General features: G+C 72.2%; 18 protein-coding genes and 1 riboswitch. Of the genes, 11 read left to right on the top strand and 7 right to left on the bottom strand.

From position 1 onward, the window contains the following. Window positions 1–65 precede the first annotated feature (65 nt). Both OG570_RS33425 and OG570_RS33420 read left to right on the top strand, forming a co-directional pair. Window positions 66–3,185: a discoidin domain-containing protein gene (locus OG570_RS33425; protein WP_326952998.1), complete on the top strand. Its 3,120-nt coding sequence runs from the start codon at window positions 66–68 to the stop codon at window positions 3,183–3,185. A gap of 64 nt (window positions 3,186–3,249) precedes the next feature. Continuing rightward, the gene (locus OG570_RS33420) at window positions 3,250–4,257 is read left to right on the top strand and encodes a LacI family DNA-binding transcriptional regulator (RefSeq protein ID WP_326952997.1); all 1,008 of its coding nucleotides are present in this window, start codon (window positions 3,250–3,252) and stop codon (window positions 4,255–4,257) included. A 47-nt stretch (window positions 4,258–4,304) separates the two neighbouring features. On the opposite strand, the gene OG570_RS33415 is transcribed toward OG570_RS33420, so the two are convergent. Further along, the gene (locus OG570_RS33415) at window positions 4,305–4,457 is read right to left on the bottom strand and encodes a hypothetical protein (RefSeq protein ID WP_326952996.1); all 153 of its coding nucleotides are present in this window, start codon (window positions 4,455–4,457) and stop codon (window positions 4,305–4,307) included. Next, complete coding sequence (locus OG570_RS33410) at window positions 4,454–6,160, bottom strand: discoidin domain-containing protein (RefSeq protein ID WP_442788208.1); 1,707 nt, start codon at window positions 6,158–6,160, stop codon at window positions 4,454–4,456. The genes OG570_RS33415 and OG570_RS33410 overlap by 4 nt, the downstream gene beginning before the upstream one ends. A gap of 497 nt (window positions 6,161–6,657) precedes the next feature. Between OG570_RS33410 and OG570_RS33405 the strand changes: the two genes are divergently transcribed. Continuing rightward, the gene (locus OG570_RS33405; protein WP_326952994.1) at window positions 6,658–8,871 is read left to right on the top strand and encodes a discoidin domain-containing protein; all 2,214 of its coding nucleotides are present in this window, start codon (window positions 6,658–6,660) and stop codon (window positions 8,869–8,871) included. A 48-nt stretch (window positions 8,872–8,919) separates the two neighbouring features. Here OG570_RS33405 and OG570_RS33400 read toward each other — a convergent pair whose 3' ends face one another. Both OG570_RS33400 and OG570_RS33395 read right to left on the bottom strand, forming a co-directional pair. After that, on the bottom strand, window positions 8,920–10,410 hold the full coding sequence (locus OG570_RS33400) for an FAD-dependent monooxygenase (protein WP_326952993.1): 1,491 nt from the start codon (window positions 10,408–10,410) through the stop codon (window positions 8,920–8,922). A 2-nt stretch (window positions 10,411–10,412) separates the two neighbouring features. Next, complete coding sequence (locus tag OG570_RS33395) at window positions 10,413–11,375, bottom strand: MBL fold metallo-hydrolase (protein WP_326952992.1); 963 nt, start codon at window positions 11,373–11,375, stop codon at window positions 10,413–10,415. A 98-nt stretch (window positions 11,376–11,473) separates the two neighbouring features. Here OG570_RS33395 and OG570_RS33390 point away from each other — a divergent pair, with 98 nt between their 5' ends. Continuing rightward, window positions 11,474–12,004, top strand: coding sequence for a MarR family winged helix-turn-helix transcriptional regulator (locus tag OG570_RS33390; protein ID WP_326949995.1), 531 nt, complete (start codon window positions 11,474–11,476; stop codon window positions 12,002–12,004). A gap of 82 nt (window positions 12,005–12,086) precedes the next feature. Here OG570_RS33390 and OG570_RS33385 read toward each other — a convergent pair whose 3' ends face one another. Then, on the bottom strand, window positions 12,087–12,698 hold the full coding sequence (locus tag OG570_RS33385) for a GTP cyclohydrolase II (RefSeq protein ID WP_326949996.1): 612 nt from the start codon (window positions 12,696–12,698) through the stop codon (window positions 12,087–12,089). A 77-nt stretch (window positions 12,699–12,775) separates the two neighbouring features. Between OG570_RS33385 and OG570_RS33380 the strand changes: the two genes are divergently transcribed. Together OG570_RS33380 and OG570_RS33375 are read left to right on the top strand one after the other, a co-directional pair. Further along, window positions 12,776–13,252, top strand: a complete 477-nt coding sequence (locus OG570_RS33380) for a MarR family winged helix-turn-helix transcriptional regulator (RefSeq protein ID WP_326952991.1) — start codon at window positions 12,776–12,778, stop codon at window positions 13,250–13,252. A gap of 106 nt (window positions 13,253–13,358) precedes the next feature. Further along, window positions 13,359–13,991: a LysE family translocator gene (locus tag OG570_RS33375; protein ID WP_326952990.1), complete on the top strand. Its 633-nt coding sequence runs from the start codon at window positions 13,359–13,361 to the stop codon at window positions 13,989–13,991. A 39-nt stretch (window positions 13,992–14,030) separates the two neighbouring features. On the opposite strand, the gene OG570_RS33370 is transcribed toward OG570_RS33375, so the two are convergent. Beyond that, entirely contained in the window at window positions 14,031–15,092 is a 1,062-nt protein-coding gene (locus OG570_RS33370; protein WP_326952989.1) for a cobalamin-independent methionine synthase II family protein, read from the bottom strand. A gap of 293 nt (window positions 15,093–15,385) precedes the next feature. On the opposite strand from OG570_RS33370, the gene OG570_RS33365 reads away from it, so the two are divergent. Continuing rightward, window positions 15,386–15,649, top strand: coding sequence for a DUF3040 domain-containing protein (locus OG570_RS33365; RefSeq protein ID WP_326950000.1), 264 nt, complete (start codon window positions 15,386–15,388; stop codon window positions 15,647–15,649). Between the two features lie 25 nt (window positions 15,650–15,674). Then, on the top strand, window positions 15,675–16,700 hold the full coding sequence (locus OG570_RS33360) for a DNA polymerase IV (protein WP_326952988.1): 1,026 nt from the start codon (window positions 15,675–15,677) through the stop codon (window positions 16,698–16,700). Window positions 16,701–16,754: 54 nt separating this feature from the next. Here the strand turns inward: OG570_RS33360 and OG570_RS33355 are convergent, their stop codons facing one another. Then, a complete protein-coding gene (locus OG570_RS33355; protein ID WP_326950002.1) occupies window positions 16,755–17,420 on the bottom strand; it encodes a TetR/AcrR family transcriptional regulator in 666 nt (221 codons plus the stop codon). An 87-nt stretch (window positions 17,421–17,507) separates the two neighbouring features. On the opposite strand from OG570_RS33355, the gene OG570_RS33350 reads away from it, so the two are divergent. Genes OG570_RS33350 through OG570_RS33340 form a run of 3 tightly spaced genes read left to right on the top strand, consistent with a single transcriptional unit; the run spans window position 17,508 to window position 19,661 of the window. Then, window positions 17,508–18,398, top strand: a complete 891-nt coding sequence (locus OG570_RS33350) for an AurF N-oxygenase family protein (protein WP_326952987.1) — start codon at window positions 17,508–17,510, stop codon at window positions 18,396–18,398. 58 nt (window positions 18,399–18,456) lie between these two features. Continuing rightward, entirely contained in the window at window positions 18,457–19,182 is a 726-nt protein-coding gene (locus tag OG570_RS33345) for a hypothetical protein (RefSeq protein ID WP_326952986.1), read from the top strand. Beyond that, a complete protein-coding gene (locus OG570_RS33340) occupies window positions 19,161–19,661 on the top strand; it encodes a GNAT family N-acetyltransferase (RefSeq protein WP_326952985.1) in 501 nt (166 codons plus the stop codon). Before OG570_RS33345 ends, OG570_RS33340 begins: the two co-directional genes overlap by 22 nt. A 66-nt stretch (window positions 19,662–19,727) precedes the next feature. After that, window positions 19,728–19,806: riboswitch (S-adenosyl-L-homocysteine riboswitch) on the top strand. Window positions 19,807–19,954 lie beyond the last annotated feature (148 nt).

The raw sequence follows: 19,954 nt of genomic DNA, 5'->3' as shown, positions 1-19,954 counted from the left end.
CGGGGCGGCCGGGCCGTCCCAGAATCGCCGCGATGACAAGGTTGTCAGAGAGCGGAGGCCGGACCATGGGCGAGCTGAACCGGCGACGGGCCCTGGGCCTGCTGGGTGCGGGCAGTGCGGCGGCGGTGCTGGCCTCCGGGCTGCTGCCGGGTGTCGCCGAGGCGGGCCCGGCGGGCGGGGCACCGAAGAGCGGCCCGCCGGACGCCGTCGCGGCGACCTACCTGCGGGTCCTGCTCCGGCACACGCGCTGGGCCGAGGCCCAGTTCGACAAGACGGCCGGGATCTACCCGGCCACGGACTTCACCTTCGCCGTCGTCCTCGGCAACGCCCTGCTGCTGACCCGCGACGGCTACGACGCCGCCGTCGCCGGGGTCGACCAGGCCACCCTGAAGACGCACACCCTCGACACGATCAAGCACTTCGCCGCGTCGAACCTGCTCACCGGCGGGACCGAGTGGGGCCGGCGGCTGTTCTTCGACACCACCTTCCAGTCGTACTTCCTGCTCGCCTCGCGTCTGCTGTGGACGGACCTGGACGCGGCCACGCGGGCGAACGTCGAGCGCATCACCACCGAACAGGCCGCCTACACCACCGCGCTGGGCACCAAGGACGACCCGACGTCCGGCGGCTGGACGCCCAACGGCCTGCTCGGCGGGCACGTCGGCGACACCAAGCTCGAGGAGATGGGCGTCTACGCGCAGTCCCTCGCCCCGGCCCTCGCCTGGGCCCCCGGTGACGCCCGCGCCGCCGCCTGGCGGGACGCCTTCGGGTCGTGGAGCCGCAACGAAGGCGGGTTGCCGGCCGCCGACCTGGCCAACCCGCGGCTCGTCGACGGTCACCCGATCAACGCGAACACCGCGACCAACCTCTACGACACGTTCCTCGTCGAGAACCACGGCTCCTTCGGCCCGCACTACCAGGAGGAGCTGTGGCGCACGTCCGGCCGCAACTCGATGCACTTCCTGCTCGCCGGGAAGCCGCTGCCCGAGGTGCTCACCGCGCAGCCGAACGGCGAACTGCTCTGGCGCACCATGCTGCTGATGACCAGCGACGCCGGCGAGCCACTGATGCCGATGGTCGCCGACCGCGAGCACCTCTACGGCCGCGACGTCATCCCGCTGGCCTTCCGCGCGCAGGTGCTCGGCGACCGGTACGCCGCCCGCGCCGAGGCCGACCTGGCCGCCCGGCTCGAGCCGTACCAGGCCTACGCGCCCGCCGACCGGATCACGAAGTTCTCCGGCGAACCGAAGTACGAGCCGGAGGCGCGGGCCGAGGTCGCCATCAGCTACCTGCTGCACGAGTGGCGCGCCGCGCACGGCGGCCCGGTCGTCCCGGTGAGCGGGACGGAGTTCGACGCGCACGCCGCCGGCGTCGCCGACTTCGGCGCCGGGCCGGGGCTGCTCGCCCACCGCTCCCCCGCCGCCTGGGCCGCGACGGTGAGCAAGGCCGGGTTCGTCAAGTTCGCCTGGCAGCCTCACCACGACGACTGGCTGTTCGCGCTCGGCGGTGCGACGCCGATGCTGCTGCCCGCGTCGAACCTGGCCGTCCGCGAGCGCCACGCCACGACGTGGACGCGGGTCCGGGACGGCTTCGACGGCACCTTCGGCGTGCTGCGCTTCGACACCGGCTACGCCGCGTTCGCCACCCTGCCGACCGGTGCCGCGGTGTACGCGAGCACCGGCATCGGCGGCGGCGAAGGCGCGTTCACCGTCTACAACCTGGCCATGCCCGGCGTTCCCGGACTGGACGGCGACCGCACCTACACCGCGGCCGAGGGCAAGGTGACGGTGTCCGCGCAGGACGCGCCGGCCGGCGGCCCGCGGACCGACGACCTGAGCTTCGCGCCCGTCACCGCCCGGTTCGTCCGGATGCTCGGCGTCCGCCCGGATCCGGCGTACGGCTATTCGCTGTACGCCTTCGAGGTCCACGACGGCACCGGCCCGGACCTGGCCCTCGCCGGCACCGCGTCGGCGTCTTCGGCCACCGCGGGCAAAGAGGCGAAATACGCCATCGACGCCAATGCGACCACCCGCTGGGCGGTGTCCACATCGGACCGGCCGCGCGCGGACAGCTGGCTCGCGGTCGACCTCGGCGCGGCGAAGGCGTTCGACCGCGTCGTCCTGAGCTGGGAAGCGGCCGCCGGACGCGGCTACCGCGTCGAGACGTCCGCCGACGGCTCGGCCTGGACGCCGGTGGCGAGCTACCCGAAGCCCGCGCTGAGCAGCACCCGCGGCTGGCTCGACGTCGACGGCCGGGCCGGGCTGGTCGTGTCCGGGCCGAACCCGCTCACCGTCGTCGGCAACAGCGTCACGCTCTCGGACGGCCCCGCCGCGCCGCTGCTGGCCGAGCTGTACCCCGGCACCGCGGGCCTGGCGAAGCTGGCCGGCCGCGCTCGCGCGAGCACCACCGCGGCCGCCGTCCGCGCGAGCGTCACCGACGGATTCCTCGTGCTGGCCAACCTTTCCGCCACCGCGGCGGCCGGAACGGCGAACCTCCCGCAGGACCGTTCGGCGCTCGGGCTGTACCGCGGCGAGCAGGTCGTCACCGCGGCGGGCACCGCGGTCACCTTCACGCTCGCGGCCGCCGAAGGCCGGATCGAACCGCCGCGGTTCACCCTGCGCGGCACGTTCGGCCGGGCGATCCCGACCGGGCTCAAGGCGGTCGTGCGCGACGCCGGCCGGGTCGACCTCACCGCCGCGTCCGGGCTCCCGGTCCTGATCACGGTGGAACCCGACGGCGGCCTCCCGCGGCCGGTCCTGCTGGTCCCGGGCCGGACCGTGCCCGTCCTCGTCCCGGAGGTCCGGCCGTACCCGCTGGCCGACCTCGCGCTCGGCGCCGTCACGTTCCCGGCGGAGCCGCTGCCGGCCGGGATGTCCAGTCCGGCCGCGGCGGTCGACGACGACCCGGCGACGGCGTGGCGGCCGGGCCCGGACGGCCGGCTGGTCGTGGATCTCGGTGCGGTACGGCCGGTTTCCGCGGCCGACCTCGCCTGGACGTCCGGTCGCGTCCCGGCCTGCGCCGTCGAAACCAGCACCGACGGCGTCACCTACACGACCGCCGCGAAGCCGGCCCGGAACCGCACGACGACCGTCGCCGTCACCGGTCAGGTGCGCTACCTCGCGGTACGCACGCTCGACTGGCGAAGCGGCGACGCGAGCCTCACGCGGCTGTCCGTCCGGACCTGATCGATTTCCTACGGTGGCCGGGGCGAGTACCTTGGCACCACACAAGGCACCGCCGGGAGGTCGCATGCGCGTCACGATCGCCGAGGTCGCCCGCCGCGCGCGGGTGAGCAAGACGACCGTGTCGAGGGTGCTCAACAACAAGGCCGACGTCGACGCCGCGACCGCGATCCGGGTGCGCGAGGTGATCGCCTCGACCGGCTACATCCCCAGCGCCGGCGCGGTCGGGCTGGCGCGCGGGGTGACCCGCACGGTCGGGATGCTGGTGCCCGGGCTGACCTGGCCGTGGATGGGCGAGGTGCTCCAAGGCGTCGCCGACGTCGTGGAGTCCAAGGGTTACGGCCTGCTGCTGTCGACCGCGAACCGCGGCGCGGACTCCCTGGAGGAGTTCTCGCGGCAGGTGTCGGCGAAGGCGTTCGACGGGCTGCTCCTGGTCGAACCGCCGGACGCGGTGCGGCACCTGCGGGTGCTGCGCGACTCCGGGCTGCCGGTCGTGGTGATCGACGACCGCGGCCGGCGGCCCGCGTTCCCGTCGGTGGGCACGAGCAACCGCCAGGGCGGCGTCGACGCGGCCAAGCACTTGCTCGAAACCGGCCGCACCCGGCTCGCCACCGTGACCGGGCCCCGCGACTTCGGCTGCACGAGCGACCGGCTCAACGGCTTCCGCGACGCCATCCTCGAAGCCGGCCGGAACCTCGACCCGCGGCTGATCATCGAGGGCGACTTCACCAGTGAAAGCGGGGAAGCCGCGATCCTGCAGCTGCTGGAGAGCGGCCCGGAGTTCGACGCGGTCTTCGCGCACAACGACCTCACGGCGGCCGGCGTGCTGAGCGGCCTGCGGAAGGCCGGGCGCGCGGTGCCGGCGGACGTCGCCGTGATCGGCTTCGACGACATCCCCCTCGCGGCGCACACCCAGCCCCCGCTGACGACGGTCCGCCAGCCCCTACGGGCGATGGGCGAGACGGCGGCCCGGCAGCTGATCGCCCAGCTGGCCGGGGCGCCGTCACCGAGCGCACCCCTGGTGGTGCCGACAACCCTGGTGATCCGCGAGTCCACGGCCGTCGTGAGTGTTTAGGGCGGTTAGAACCGCCCTAAACACTCACGACAACTTGCACCGAGCGCTCAGGTGACGTTCAGCGCCGCCGACAGCGGGACGTTGCGTGACGAGTCGCCGACCGAGACGTGGTACTGACCCGCGTTGGTCGTCCAGGAGCCCGTCCGGTGGGCGAGGTCCCGCGGGGTGAGCGCCAGCCGCCGCCGGAGCCCGGCTCTCACTGGTAGACCCGCACGTAGTCGATCACCATGTCCTGCGGCAGCACGGTGCCCGCTCCCGGCGGACCCGGGAAGTCACCGCCGATGGCGTTGTTGAGGATCAGGAAGAACGGGTGGTCGTAGACCCACGGCCCGCGCGTGCTCTCCACGGTGTCGCGGTTGATCGTCTCGAACGCGTTGCCGTCGACGTAGAACGTCATGTGCGAGGCGTCCCAGTCGAGGCCGAACTTGTGGAACCCGGCGGCGACGTCCTGGCCGAGGTCCATCGGCGCGCCGATGCCGCCGGCGCCGTTGTAGGCCGGGGCGTGGATGGTCGAGTAGGCCAGGTTCGGCGACTTCCCGACGTGCTCCATGATGTCGATCTCACCGCAGTTGGGCCACGGCGTGCCGCCGAAGAAGTTGGCGCCCAGCAACCAGAACGCGGGCCATAGCCCCTGCGTACCGGACACCTTGATGTTCGCCTCGACGTGGCCGTAGGTGAAGCTGAACTTGCCCGCGGTGTTGATCCGGCCCGAGGTGTACTGGCAGGTGCCGCTGCCGCTGATCGGGTCGACCGGGCACGCCGACCCCGGCGTCGCCTCGCGGCGGACCTGGATGACCAGGTTGCCACGGCCGTCCTGCTTGGCGTTGTTGTTGTTCGTGTAGTACTCGAGCTCGTTGTTGACGCCGGCACCCGTCTCGGCCGTCCACTTGCTGGCGTCCGGGCCGGCGCCCGAAGCACCGTTGAACTCGTCGCTCCAGACGAGCGTGCCCGGGAAGTGCGGGGCCGGCGGCGCGGGCGGCACGGTGGTCGGGTTGCCGCCGGTGCCGTAGACGTCGAAGCCCCACAGCGAGTAGCCGTAGCCGTTGGACCGCGCGGTGCCGTACATCCGGACGTACCGGCCGCTGCCGTTGACCGTCAAGGTCTCCTTGAAGCCCTTGCCGGTGGTCGTCGAGTAGAGCGACGTCCAGTTCGCGTTGTCGTTCGACACCTGGATCTGGTACGCGACCGCGAAGGCCGGGTCCCACTGCAGGACGACCTGGTGCACGTTCGCGGTGGCGCCGAGGTCGACGGTGATCCAGCCCGGGTCGACCCAGCCGGTGGTCGCGCTGGTCGCCCAGCGCGTCGCCGGGTCGTGGTCGAACGCCTTCGCCGGGAGGCAGCCGGGGCAGGCGCCGTCGTCCTGGAACGACGAGGCCGAGCCGGACTTGCCGTACGACAGCAGGACGTCGCCGGGCTGTGTGGTGCCGCCCCCGCCGAAGACCTGGAACTCCCACAGCGAGTAGCCGTACTGAGTGGCCCGCTGGGTGCCGGTAAGCCGGACGTACCGGCCGCTGCCGGTGACACTCAGCGTCTGGTTACCGCCCGTGGCGGTGGTCGTCGAGTACAGCGACGTCCAGGTGGCGCCGTCGGTGGACGCCTGGATCGTGAACGCCTTGGCGTAGGCGGCTTCCCAGTTCACCACGACCTGGGACAGCTGCTGGGTGGAGCCGAGGTCGACCTGCAGCCACTGCGGATCGCTGAACGCGCTCGACCAGCGGGTGCCGCCGTCGCCGTCGACCGCGTTCGACGCCGGAGTGCCGACGTTTTCGGTGGACGACGCCGTCACAGGACGGCCTTGGGAGAGCAGGACGGGCGCGGCCTGGGCGGCGGGCGCGCTGATGAGCGCGGCCAGGACCAGGGTGAGGACGGCGAGCACGCCCGAGCGGGCTCGGGGTCGCTTCATGCGTCGGTGCATGGGAAACCTCCACGGGGACCGGCGCCGGGACGTCCTTGCCCCGGCGCGGATCGGCTCACGTGGCCTCGGCGCGGGTGTGGGGCCCGCTCTTCGGTACGCTCTTAGTTCAAGATATAAATAAAGAGCGTGAAAATGTCAACGGCGGTGCGCCGGGTGGTCCCGGAACGGCCGGAACACTGGGCCGGGAGAAGGAATCCCGCCCGGAACCTTGACGCTTGCCCGGCGCGGGATGTTAACTGCTCCTCGCTTCGACGGAACCGGTTCCGCGGCCGCCACCTGGATCGATTCCACCCCTTCGGGCTGACTGGTTCGCTCCTCGCGCTGCCCGCTTCGCCCCGCTCCCCGGCTCACGGGGCCCGGCGGACGCCCCGGCCGCGGACCCGTCGCACCACCCGGACGCCGGCGCGGGCAGTGGGGCCCGCCCGGCACGCCGCCGCGCCCCGAGCGCGGCCCGCCGGAGTCTCTCCGACCGATCAGGCAGGCAGATGAGATCAACGACGTTCTCCCGGGGACGGCGGTTCCTCGCCGTCTCCACCACCCTCCTCACCGCGTTCGCCACGGCGACCGTCCTCGGTTCCACACCGGCGCAGGCCGCCGCGTGCGGGACCACGAACCTCGCCCAGGGGCGTACCGCGACCGCGTCGTCCACCGAAAACGGCGGCACCCCCGCGTCGAACGCGGTCGACGGGAACACGGGCACCCGCTGGTCCAGCGCGTTCAGCGACCCGCAGTGGCTCCAGGTCGACCTGGGCTCGTCGCAGCAGCTCTGTGACGTGGTGCTGACCTGGGAAGCCGCGTACGCCAAGGCGTTCACCGTCCAGCTCTCGAGCAACGGCACGAGCTGGACCGACGCCTACTCGACCACCACCGGCACCGGCGGCACGCAGACCGTGCCCGTCACCGGCACGGCCCGCTACCTGCGGATCAACGGCACCCAGCGGGCCACCGGGTACGGCTATTCACTGTGGGAGGTGGCGGCCCACGGCACCGGCGGCGGCACCACGATCCCGCCGACCGACCCGCGCAATCCGGACCTCGGGCCGAACGTGTCGGTGTTCGACCCGTCGACCCCGGCGTCGACGATCCAGGACCGGCTGACGCAGATCGCGAACCAGCAGCACACCAACCAGTTCGGCGACCAGCGCTACGCCGTGCTGTTCAAGCCGGGCAGCTACAACGCCGACGTCAACCTCGGGTTCTACGAGCAGGTCGCCGGGCTGGGCCTCTCCCCCGACGACGTCAACCTCAACGGGCACGTCCGCGTCGAGGCGGACTGGCTGCAGCAGGGTGACAACCCGGCCAACAAGGGCAACGCGACGCAGAACTTCTGGCGCTCCGCGGAGAACCTGTCGGTGACGCTGCCGGCCGGGCAGGTCGAGCGGTGGGCGGTCGCGCAGGCCGCGCCGTACCGCCGGATGCACCTGAAGGGCAGCCAGATCCAGCTGTGGAACGGCGGTGACGGCTGGGCCAGTGGCGGCCTGATCGCCGACAGCAAGATCGACGGGCAGGCCGTCTCCGGGTCGCAGCAGCAGTTCCTGACCCGCAACAGCGAGCTCGGCAGCTGGGCGGGCGGCGTCTGGAACATGGTGTTCGTGGGCTCGACCGGCACGCCGGCGGCGTCGTTCCCGAACCCGCCGGAGACCGTCGTCAACCAGACGCCGGTGAGCCGGGAGAAGCCGTTCCTCTACGTCGACGGCTCGGGCAGCTACAACGTGTTCGTGCCCGCGCTGCGGCAGAACTCCGTCGGCACCAGCTGGGGCCACGGCGCGCCGGCCGGCTCGTCGATCTCGCTCAGCGAGTTCTACGTGGCCAAGCCGTCCGACTCGGCCGCGACGATCAACGCGGCGCTGGCGGCGGGCAAGAACCTGCTCGTCACCCCGGGGGTGTACCACCTCGACCAGGCGCTGAACGTCACGCGCCCGGACACCGTGGTGCTCGGCCTCGGCCTGGCGACGCTGCAGCCCACCAACGGCACCGCGGCCATCACGGTGTCCGATGTGGACGGCGTGAAGATCGGCGGCCTGCTGATCGACGCCGGTGCGGTGAACTCGCCGGTGCTGATGCAGATCGGGCAGCCGGGCTCGGCCACGAACCACGCGGCCGACCCGACGTCGCTGCACGACGTGTTCTTCCGGATCGGCGGCGCCGCCGTCGGCCGGGCGACGCAGACGCTCGTGATCAACTCGAACAACGTCATCGGCGACCACATGTGGCTGTGGCGCGGTGATCACTCGAACGGCGTCGGTTGGAACGTCAACACCGCGGCGAACGGCCTGGTCGTCAACGGCGCGAACGTGACGATGTACGGCTTGTTCGTCGAGCACTACCAGCAGTACGAGGTGCTCTGGAACGGCAACGGCGGGCGGACGTACTTCTTCCAGAACGAGATGCCGTACGACCCGCCGGACCAGGCGTCCTGGTCCAGTGGTGGCGGCAGGCAGGGCTGGGCGGCGTACAAGGTGGCCGACTCGGTGACCAGCCACGAGGCCTGGGGGGTGGGCAGCTACTGCTTCTTCCAGACCAATCCGTCCATTGTGGCCAGTCATTCGTTCGAGGTGCCGAACAACAGCGGGGTCCGGTTCCACAACCTGGTCTCGGTCTCGCTCGGCGGCGTGGGCACGATCGCGCACGTCATCAACGACACGGGCGCGGCGGCGAACCAGGCCAACCAGGTGAGCCCGCTGAACAACTACCCGTGACCCGGTCCGGCACTTTCACGTGAAAGTGCCGCCCCCAGGTGGTCACTTTCACGTGAAAGTGCCGCCTGAGCCGCGCCGGAGGACAATGGCGACCTCCGGCGCGGTCGGGGCGGGCAGCACCGCGGCGACGTACGCGTCCGGGCGGACCAGCCAGGCCTCGCCCGGGCGCGCACCCAGCGCCCCACCCACCGGGATCTCCGCCGACCGCAGTCCCGCGGGGTCGACGCCCGGTGTTGTCAGCAGCAGGAACCCCTGCCGGGCCAGGTCGCGCAACCGTCCACTCGCGACGGTGACGTCCGGCAGCAGCACACCCGGCCCTGGCGGCGGCAGCGCGCCGCGCGGCGGGCGTCCGGCGAACGGACGGCGCGGATCCGGCGTCGTCAACGGCGAGTCCGCGTACCAGAACGGCTCGGCGAGCCGTCCCGAGTCGACGTCGGCGTGGACACCCCCGGCCAGGACCCGGGCGCGGTGCTCGCGCCGGGCTTCGTCCTGGGGCACCAGGAAGTCCATCGTCGCCGTCGTCACCTCGGCGTTCTCCGCGGCGGCCGCGTGCCGCTCGGTGTGGTAGCTCTCCAGCAGCTCCTCGCCCGCGTGCCCGCGCAGGACCCAGGCCAGCTTCCACGCGGCGTTCTCCGCGTCCGCGACCCCCGAGTTCAGCCCGCGGGCGCCGAACGGCGCGACCAGGTGCGCGCAGTCCCCCGCCAGCAGGACGCGCCCGACGCGCATCCGCTCGACCAGCCGCGTGTGGAACCGGTAGACCGACCGCCACACCACTTCGTACGGCCGGTCGCCGAGGATCGCCCGGATCCGCTGGTCCAGGGCGCCACCGGTTTCCTCGGCGGCGAGGTCGTAGTCGGCGGGGACCTGCCAGTCGATGCGGAACTGCGAGCCGGGGCACGGGTGGATCAGCACCTGGCGGCCCGGGTTCCACGGCGGGTCGAAGTAGAACCGCCGTTCCGCCGCCCAGTCGGGCACGTCGGCCCGGATGTCGCAGATCAGGAACAGGTCCCGGAAGGACACGCCTTCGAGGCGCTGCCCGAGGGCCCGCCGCACCGCGTCACCGCGGGCGCCGGTGCACGCGATCGCGTAGTCGGCCTCGATCGTGCGCGGCCCGTCCGCCGTCTCGCAGCGGACTTCGACGCCGGCGCCCTGGGTCAGGCCGGTGACGCGGTGGCCGCGGCGGACGTCGATCAGCGGCTGCTCGGCGATCAGCCCGTCGAGAACCTCCTCGACACGGGCCTGCGAGAGGTTGACGAAGGGCGGCAGCGCGGACCCGCCGTCCGGCAGCTTCAGCGCGAACAGCTCGGTCTCGCGGTGGAAGGTCCGCGCGGTCGTCCAGGTCAGGCCCTCCTCGACGAGACAACCGGCGCCGAGCGAAGCCCAGACGTCGAGGGTGTCCCGTTGCTGGCAGATCGCCTTGGACCCGGCGGGATCGCGCACCGGGTGCTCGTCGAGGAGCACGACCGGCACGCCCCAGCGCGCGAGCAACAGCGCGGCCGTCTGCCCGACCGGGCCGCTGCCGAGGACGGCGACGGTCATCGTCAGTCCTGCAGCTGGTCCCAGACTTCGCGGTCGCGTTCGGCGGTCCACACCACCGGCCGCTCGATCCCGCCCAGCTCGTCCCACAGGCGGGAGACGTCGAAGGGCAGGCAGTGCTCGAAGATCGGCCAGTGGCCGTACTGGTCTGCCAGCGCCGCGTGGGTGCGCTCGAAGGCTTCCTTGAGCGTGCCGCCGGCGTCGCGGACCGCGCCGACCTCGCGCAGCATCGTCGTCAGGAAGTGCCGGGTCTGCGCGATCGCGGCGTCGACGGCGTCCGCGCCGCGGCTCACCCCGCCGCGGCCGCCGATCAGCGTCTCGGCCCCGAAAGCGGCGACGCGGTCCAAAGTGGACGACGACCAGTCGCGGTGGAACGCGTCCCCGGTGTACAGCGCGGCTTCGGCCTCGACCAGGTCGCCGGCGTAGAGGATCTTCTGGCGCGGCAGCCAGGCCACGAGGTCGCCCTCGGTGTGGCCGCGGCCGCAGTACTGCAGCACGAGGTCACCGCGTTCGCCGCCGAGATCGATGGTGAGGCGGTCGGAGAAGGTGAGGGTCGGCCAGGTCAGCCCCGGCACGGACTCCGCGCTCTTCGCCAGCCGCGGCATCCGGCCGAACTCGCTCGCCCAGTCCTCCTTGCCGCGTTCGGCGACCAGCGCGCGGGTGTTCTCGTGCGCGACGATCACCTCGGCGTCGAACGCCGAGGCGCCCAGCACGCGCACGGCGTGGTAGTGGCTCAAGACCAGGTACCGCACGGGTTTGTCGGTGTGCTCACGCAGTTTCGCGAGCCATTCGCGCGCCGCGACGGGGGTCGCCAGCGCCTCGAAGCAGACGAGGAAGTCCTCACCCTCGACGGCGCCGATGTTCGGGTCGCCCTCCGCGGTCAGCGCGTAGACGCCGTCCGCGAGGACCTCCAGGGTCTGCGCTTTCTCGGCCAGGTCCGCCGAGGAGGCAAAGGCTTTCTTCGTCACGACGAGCGCTCCTGTGATCAAAGGTTTGACCATCGGCCGCGGCCAGGCTAACCCGGCGGACGCCCGCGCGGAACCCCTCGTCGCCTAACCTGACCCGCATGACCGACCAGCCCGCCGACCTCGACTACCTCTCGTTCGTCGACTACGCGATCGGCAGGACGCAGGCCGAGCTGCCCTCGACGGACCCGGTCGCGATGCGCCTCGGCCTGACCCTGCACCGCCTGACGGGCGCGCTGGTCTACGACTGGGAGTCGACGGTCCACCGCCCGCGCGGCTTCAGCTGGGCGGGGTTCCGGGTGCTGTTCGTGCTCTGGCTGGCCGGCCCGCTGGAGTCACGCCACGTGGCCCGGCTGGCCGGGATGAGCCGCGCGGCGGTGTCGGCGCTGGTCAAAACCCTGGAGCGGGACGGCCTGGTGACCCGCACCCAGGTCCCGCACGACCGCCGCGCGGTCAGCCTGGCGATCACGGACAAGGGCCACGCGGCCGTCACCGACGCCTACCAGGCCCACAACGAACGCGAGCAGGCCTGGGCCGCCTCGCTGACGCCGGAGGAACGCACCGTCCTCATCGGACTCCTGGAGAAGCTCACCACCGGCCCCGCCGCGGCCAACGCCCCCCGCCTGACCTAGCCGAAGTCCGTGAATGCCACATTCACGGACACTATGTCCCTCGATGTGGCATTCACGGACTTCGGCAGCCGGGTGCGCCGGGTCAGCTGGCGATGCCGGGGAGGCTGAGCGTGTGGCCGGTCTGCTCGGCTTTCGCGCGCAGGTACCGGACGTTGTTCTCCGTCGCGTACACCCCGGTCGCGATCTGGTCGCGCACCGCGATGCCGGCCGCACGCAGCTGGGCGGCCTTGTCCGGGTTGTTCGACAGCAGGTCCACCCGGTCCACGCCCAGCGCGCCCAGCATCTGGGCGGCGACGGTGTAGTCGCGGGCGTCCTCGGGCAGGCCCAGCGCGGCGTTCGCGGCGTAGGTGTCGAGGCCGCCGTCCTGCAGCGCGTACGCGTCGAGCTTGTTGTACAGCCCGATGCCCCGGCCCTCCTGACGCAGGTACAGCAGGTACCCGCCGGCCTCGGCGATCCGCGCGACGGCCTCGGCCAGCTGCGGCCCGCAGTCGCAGCGCGCCGACCCGAAGACGTCGCCGGTGAGGCACTCGGAATGCGGCCGCACCAGCGGGACCTCGCCCGGCGTGCCCAGGACGAACGCGAGGTGCTCGCCGTCGTCGGCCAGGCCGCGGAACGTGACGGCCTCGGCGTCCACCGTGACGTCGCCGCCCAGCCGGAGCGGGATCCGCACCCGCGTCCGCACCTCAGCCGTCATGCTGTCTCCCCTGGAGTCGCCCACAAGATCGACCCTACACGAAGTTCAAATTCGAACAATCTTGATACCATGGACGCATGGGCGATCCCCGGTGGCTGACCGAGCGCGAGCTGAAGACGTGGCAGGGGTTCCTGATGGCGGGCACGCTGCTGACCCGCAAGGTCGAGCAGCAGCTGCGTGACGACGCCGGGCTGTCGCACCCGCAGTACGAGGTCCTCGCCCGCCTGTCCGCCGCGGACGGCGAGCTGCGGATGACCGAGCTGGCCGGCGCCGCGCTGACGTCGAAGAGCGGCCTGAGCTACCAGGTGGCCCAGCTGGAGAAGGCGGGCCTGGTCGGCCGCCGCTCCTGCCCCTCGGACGACCGCGGCGTCATCGCCTACCTCACCGAAGAGGGCCACGCCCGCCTGCGCGCGGCCGCCGAGGGCCACGCGGAACTGGTCCGGACCTTGTTCGTCGACGGGCTGAACCCGGAACAGTTCACCGCGCTGGCCGCCGGGGTCGACGGACTTTGCGCGCACCTGTGCGCCGAGGACCCTTGCACCGCTCAGGCGTGACTGGAGGGTCGACACGCGTGATCGGAGGGTCGACACGCGTGATCAGGAGGTCGACACGGCGCCGGACCGCGGAAATCCGGTGGCGGCGGGATCGTATTCTCGGTGCATGATCCCCGGTGCCACCGCCGCTTCGTTCCTGCTCGTCGTGATCCTCGGGGCCATGTCGCCCGGGCCCGACTTCGTCGTCGTCACGCGGTCTTCGCTCACCAGTGGGCGGCGGGCCGGGATCGCCGCCGGGGCCGGGATCGCGCTCGGCGTCTTCGCCTGGGTCGTCGCCATCGCGCTCGGCGTGGCGGCCGTGCTCACCGCGTCCGCGGTGGCCTTCAGCGTCGTCAAGCTCGTCGGGGCCGTTTACCTGGTGGTGCTCGGGATCCGGGCGTGGCTGGCCGTGCGGCGCGGGGAGTACCGCGACCTCGGCGAGACGCCCGCCGTGAAGCCGAAAGGCGCCTGGGCGGCGTTCCGGCAGGGGCTGTTCACCAACCTGCTCAACCCGAAGGTCGCCGTGTACTTCCTGGCGCTGCTCCCCCAGTTCCTGCCCGCGGACGGCTCCACCCTGCAGACGCTCGAACTGGCCGCGATCGCCACCGCCGGCACCGTGCTGTGGTTCGTCACCCTGGCCGTCGTGGTCGGCGCGCTGCGGCGCTTCTTCTCCTCCGGCCGGGTGCGCCGCGGGCTGGACTCCGTGATGGGCACCGTGCTCGTCACGCTCGGGGTCCGGGTCGCCGTCGGCACCGCGTGACGCCGGAGGCCGCCGGCACGGCAGCCCCCGGCACCGCGGTCAGCCCAGCTTCTCGGCGGCCAGCTTCGTGCCTTCGACGCGGGCGGTGATCTTCGCGAACGCGATGTCGCGCGAGGTCGACGTGTCGTCGGCGAACGGCGAGAACCCGCAGTCGTCGCAGGTGCCGAGCCGGTCGGCCGGGATGTACTGCGCGGCGGCGAGCACCCGGTCGCGGACCTCTTCGGCCGTCTCGACCCGCGGGTCGATCGGGTCGATCACGCCGACGAACACCCGCTGGTCGGCCTTGCGGACGCCCTTGATCACCTCGAGCGCGTGCGACGGGTCGGCCTCGCTGGCGAGCTGGACGAAGAAGTTGCCCGCCTTGAGGTCGAACAGCGCCGGCAGCAGGCCCGCGTAGTCGACGTCGAGGCTGTGCACCGAGTCCTGGTCGCCACCCGGGCAGGTGTGGACGCCGATCTTCGCGCGCTCCTCGGCGGTGAACCGGTCGAGGACGGCGTTGTTCAGGTCGATGAACTGCCGCAGCAGCCCGCCGGACGGGTCGAGCTTCAGCGACAGCCGTCCCTCGGTGAAGTCGATCTGGACGCTGTCCGCGCCCGCGTCGAAGCTGCGGCGGATGTCCGCCTCGGCCTCGTTCACCAGGTCCGCGACGAACTGCTCCTGCGAGTAGCCCTCGATGCCGTCGCCCGGGTAGACGAGCGAGACCGCGGACGCGGCGATCACGGCCTGCTTGATCGGCTTGTCCGTCAACGCCTTGGCGCGCGTCAGGTACTCGTCCGCGTGGGTCGCGTAGCGGAACGGCCCGGCGGTCAGCCGCGGCAGCTGCCGGGTGTGCCCGTCGGCGAACGGGATGACGACGCCGTCCGGCGCCAGGTCGGTGAGGCCGGCCAGCGGGTACGTCGCGAAGCTCGGCTTGCCCTGTTCGCCGTCGGTCAGCACGGGCGAGCCGGTCTCCTCGAACCGGCTGATCGTGTCGGCCAGCGCGCGGCCTTCCAGCTCGGCGAGCGCGGCGGCGTCGATCCGGCCGGCGGCGAAGTCCCCGAGCCCCGCGAGAAGGTAGCCGGGGCGGGGAATGCTGCCGATCGGTTCGGTGGGCAGGGTCATCAAGGGCCTCCAGCTGTTCGAGATGCCGGCCGGCCCCCGCCCGCACGACAGCAGGCAGCGGTCACCGCCCGCCCCCACGACCGCCCGTCTGCCGAGCGCCCCAGTCCGTCGTCCGGGCCGTGACCGGCCACGTTCGAAGGAAACCTAACGTGACCATGAGCCGTCACGGATCGGAGATCACCCGGTCGGCGCAACCAAAAGCACGAAATAAGACGTCGTTCGGCGGTTCGCCCGGAGGACGATTGGGTATCTGCTCTCCGGAACGGCGGGTTCGGCGCCGAAGGAGTACCCCGATGCTCAGTCACCACGAACGAACCGAGCTCGAGAAGATCGAGCGCAACCTCGAGCTCAGTGACCCCGACCTGGCCATCGCGTTGCGCGAAGGCCGGAGCCGGAAACCGCGCGCGCTCAAGACCGCGCTGCTGCTCGCCCTCGACGTCGCCGCCGTGCTGCTCCTGGTCGTCGGGCTGGTGCTGCCCGACCCGGGGGTCACCCTCTGCGGGATCCTCGCCCTGACCGGCGCGGTCTGGACCCACGTGGCGCGCCACCGCGTCTGACAGTCCCTGAGGCAGACTGGGTCCCGTGAAGTGGGTCCTGCACGTCGACCTCGACCAGTTCATCGCCGCGGTCGAGATCGCCCGGCGCCCGGAGCTGCGCGGGAAGCCGGTGGTCGTCGGCGGCTCCGGCGACCCGACCGAGCGCGCCGTGGTGGCGACCGCGTCCTACGAGGCCCGCGAGTTCGGCGTCCACTCCGGCATGCCGCTGCGGATCGCGGCGAAACGCTGCCCCGGCGCGGTCTTCCTGCCCTCCGATCCCCCGGCCTACCTCGAGGTCTCCGAGCACGTGATGACGACGCTGCGGGAGTTCCCGGTGGTCGTCGAGGTGATGGGCTGGGACGAGGCGTTCGTCGGCGCGACGGCCGACGACCCGGAAGCCCTGGCCGCGGACCTGCGCGCGGCGGTCCGGCGCGACACCGGGTTGTCGTGCGCGGTCGGGATCGGCGACAACAAGCTGCGCGCCAAGCTCGCCACCGGCTTCGGCAAGCCGGGCGGGATCTTCCGGCTGACGCAGGAGAACTGGTGGGAGGTCATGGCTTCCCGGCCGACCGACGCGCTGTGGGGCATCGGCGGCAAGACGACCAGGAAGCTCGCCGAACTGGGCGTCGAAACCGTCCTGGACCTGGCCGGCGCGGACGTCGCGGTGCTGGCGGCGCGGTTCGGCCCCAAGACGGGCCCGTGGCTGCGCCTGCTCGGTGGCGGCATCGGCGACGCCGAGGTCAGCGCGACGCCGTACGTGGCGCGCTCCCGCAGCCGCGAGACCACGTTCCAGCGCGACCTCACCGACCCCGCGGCGATGGCGGCGGAGGTGTCGGCACTGGCGAAGCGCGTGGCCCAGGACGTCCTGGAGGAGGGCCGCCCGGCGGCGCGGGTCGCGGTGAAGGTCCGGTTCGTGCCGTTCACGACCCACACCCACAGCGTGACGCTGCCCGAGCCGACGTCCGATCCGGTCGAGCTGGACCGGGCGGCGCACGAGGTGCTGGGGATGTTCGAGCTGACCCGGGCGGTCCGCCTGCTCGGGGTGCGCGCGGAGTTCCTGCGGGAGGACTGACGCTCGTCGCGGCTTGTCGTGAGTGTTTAGGGCGGTTAGAACCGCCCTAAACACTCACGACAAGCCGTCCGGCAGGGGCAGCGGGCTGTCCGCGTCCAGCTCGACCCCGCCTGCCCGCAACGTGTGGTCCAGCATCGCCCAGATCGTGCCCGTCAGCTGGGCGGTCAGCTGCGGCAGGCTCAGCGAGCCGGGGTGGTCGAGCCAGCGGGTCGTCGCCGATTCGACGTAGCCGACCAGGCCGAACGCGATCGTGTCCGCCGGGGCCGGGTCCAGGCCGAACGCGGCCAGGTAGCCGGTGAACAGGCGGCTGAGGTGCCGGGCGATCGCGCCGCGGACGTCGGTGCGGCCCGCCTCCGGCAGGCTCGGCAGCGTGCGGACCAGGTAGCGGTGCAGCTGGGCGTGCTCGGTCAGCCAGTGCAGGTGCGTCGAGATGGCCGCGTCGATCATCTCGCGCGGTGACCCCGACGGGTGCCAGAGCGGCTGCAGATCGGCCGTCACCAGCTCGGCCGCGCGCTGCGCGATCGCGCGCTGGAGGTCGGGGGCGCCGTCGAAGTGCCGGTACAGCCGGGTGCGGGCGACGCCGGCGCGTTCGGCGATCTGCTCGGTCGAGACGTCCGGGCCGTGCTCGGCGATGGCCTCCAGGGCGGCGTCGACGAACTCGGCGCGCCGCCGTTCCTGCTGGCCCGCCCAGCGCGCCGCCCGCCCGTCGACCTTGGTCACGGCGAAAGCCTACTCAGGACCCACCGGCCCGTGTACGCTGCCGAAATACCTAGTACATCGCGTACCCCCTACTTTCCGGAGGCCGCTATGGGCGTCGAGGCCCAGAACCGGGACGTCACCGCGGCTCGCCTGCTCAAGAGCTCCGCGAAAAACTCCTACGACCCGTACGTGGACATCGACTGGGCCGCGCCGCTCGCCGAGGGCAAGGCGTACATGCCGCTCGAGCGCGTCTCCCTCTACGGCACCGACCTGTGGGCGAAGCTGACGCCGGAGCAGCGGATCGAGCTGTCGAAGCACGAGATCGCCAGCATCATGAGCGTCGGCCTGTGGTTCGAGATCGTGCTGATGCAACTGCTCGCCCGGTACGTCTTCGACCTCGACGCGCGCACCGAGCACGCGCAGTACGCGATGACCGAGATCGGCGACGAGACGCGGCACTCGGTGATGTTCGCCCGCACCGCCGAGCGGCTCGGCGTGCCGCGCTACGGCGTGCCGAAGGCCGTGCACCGGGCGGCGAAGATCTTCGGCGCGACCGCGGCCGGGCCGTCGATGTTCGCCAGCGTGCTCGTCGCCGAGGAGACCACCGACCGGCTGCAGCGCTCGATGATGGACGACGACGGCATCCAGCCGCTGATCCGCTCGGTCAACCGGATCCACGTCGTCGAGGAGGCCCGGCACGTCCGCTTCGCCAAGGAGGAAGTGCTGCGGGAGACGCCGAACCTGTCGAAGGCGGGCCTGCAGCGCCACCGGCTGCGGACGGCGCTGGTGGCCTTCGGCGTCGTCGACAGCATGGTCGACCCGCGGATCTACCGGAGCGTCGGGATCGCCCCGCGCGAGGGGCGCGCCGCGGCGCTGGCGAACCCGCACTTCCACGAGACGCGCCACTGGATGGCGGAGAAGATCGTGCCGTTCCTGCGTGACGCGGGGCTGATCGGCGGCCGTTCCGAGGGCATTTGGCGGCGCGCGCATCTCATCTGAGCCCCTGTCCGCGGAATTCCCTTCACGCCGGATGCCCGGTTCCGCCAGGATTCTCCGGGTGACCACAGAGTTCCCGCCCGGACCCGAGCCGCAGCCGCCCGCGCAGCAGGAGCCGTGGCAGCAACCGATGCCGCCGGCCGCACCTCAGGCACCTCGGCGTCGTCCGCTGTTCGCGCGCCCGGCCCTCACGGCCGTGATCGGCTTCGTGGTGGGTGCCTTCGTGGTCGGCGTGCCGTGGCTGGTGATCGGCCTGCTCGGCGGGCCGAGCGCCCAGCCGCTGAAGCTGCCGGACACCCTCGGCGGATTCACGACCACGCAGGCCGCGGTCACGAAGATCGCCGACGGCCGCGAAGCCGGGAAGTCGCAGATCGAGCGGTCCGACAAGGCCGAGGGCGAGAACGCCTCGCGGATCTCGGCGGCCTACGACGGCGCGGCCGCCGTGTTCCGGTCCTACAGCGACGCGGGCCTGGAGAGCACGTTCCAGGTGGCCGCGGTGCGCGCGGACTCGCCCGAGCTGCTCGTCCAGTACGAGGACACGGCCGCGCTCGGCCTGGCGGTGCCCACGACCGAGCTGAAACGGATCGGCGCCGTCCAGTGCCTGGTCCGCAACGGCACCACCCCGCTCGGTCAGCCGGTCGACCCCGAGCAGTCCGTCGTCACGAACTGCCAGCGCACCGGCGGCGGGCTGACCGTCCAGCTGCAGAACACCACCACCCACAACGCGCAAGACCCGGCGCGGTTCGCCGCGATCGTCCAAGAAGCGTGGACGGCGCTGAGCCGGTGATCGAGACCCGCGCGGCCACGGCCGCCGACGACGACGCCCTGGCGAAGCTCGACGAGCGGACCTGGAGCCCGGAGACCTCCCCGGCGCCCGCTCCCCCGCCCGGCACGCCGTTCTTCGACGACGGCACCCGGCCCGACGACGTCATGGTGGCCGAGCACGACGGCGTGGTCGCCGGGTACGTCCGGCTGGACGAGGGGTTCGGCATCGCCGCCCACCGGCACGTGCTGGTGATCGGCGGGCTCGCCGTCGACCCGGACCGGCGCCGCCTCGGCATCGGCCGGCTCCTGGTCGACGCCGCGGTCGCCGAGGCCCGCCGCCGCGGGGCGCGCAAGCTGAGCCTGCGCGTGCTCGGTCACAACACCGGCGCCCGCCGGCTCTACGCGAGCTGCGGGTTCGCCGTGGAAGGCGTGCTCCAGGACGAATTCCTGCTCGGCGGCGAGTACGTCGACGACCTTCTCATGGCCTGCGCGCTCGCTTGACAGGTTCCCGGCGCCTTTGCCATCCTGGACGACGGAAACCGCGTGCGCCGGCCTTCGGCGCGTTTCCGGGCCGAGAGGCGCTGCGACGGAACTTCTTCCGCCACGCTCGGCCCGGGGATCACGGACCCAAGGGCGCCTCCCACCACGGGAGGTGCCTTTTTTGTTCGTCCGGCAAGGAAACCCGGTCCCGCGCGGCCGCGGCTAGCCCCGCCGCCACACCATTTTCCGGCACTCGCCGTGCCGTAATTCGTGCTGCCCTTTTGTCGAAACACACCGATTCCGGAGAGAACGCA

The organism is Amycolatopsis sp. NBC_01286, from assembly GCF_035982555.1.
GTDB lineage: Bacteria > Actinomycetota > Actinomycetes > Mycobacteriales > Pseudonocardiaceae > Amycolatopsis.
This window is presented reverse-complemented; position numbering and strand designations above follow the sequence as displayed.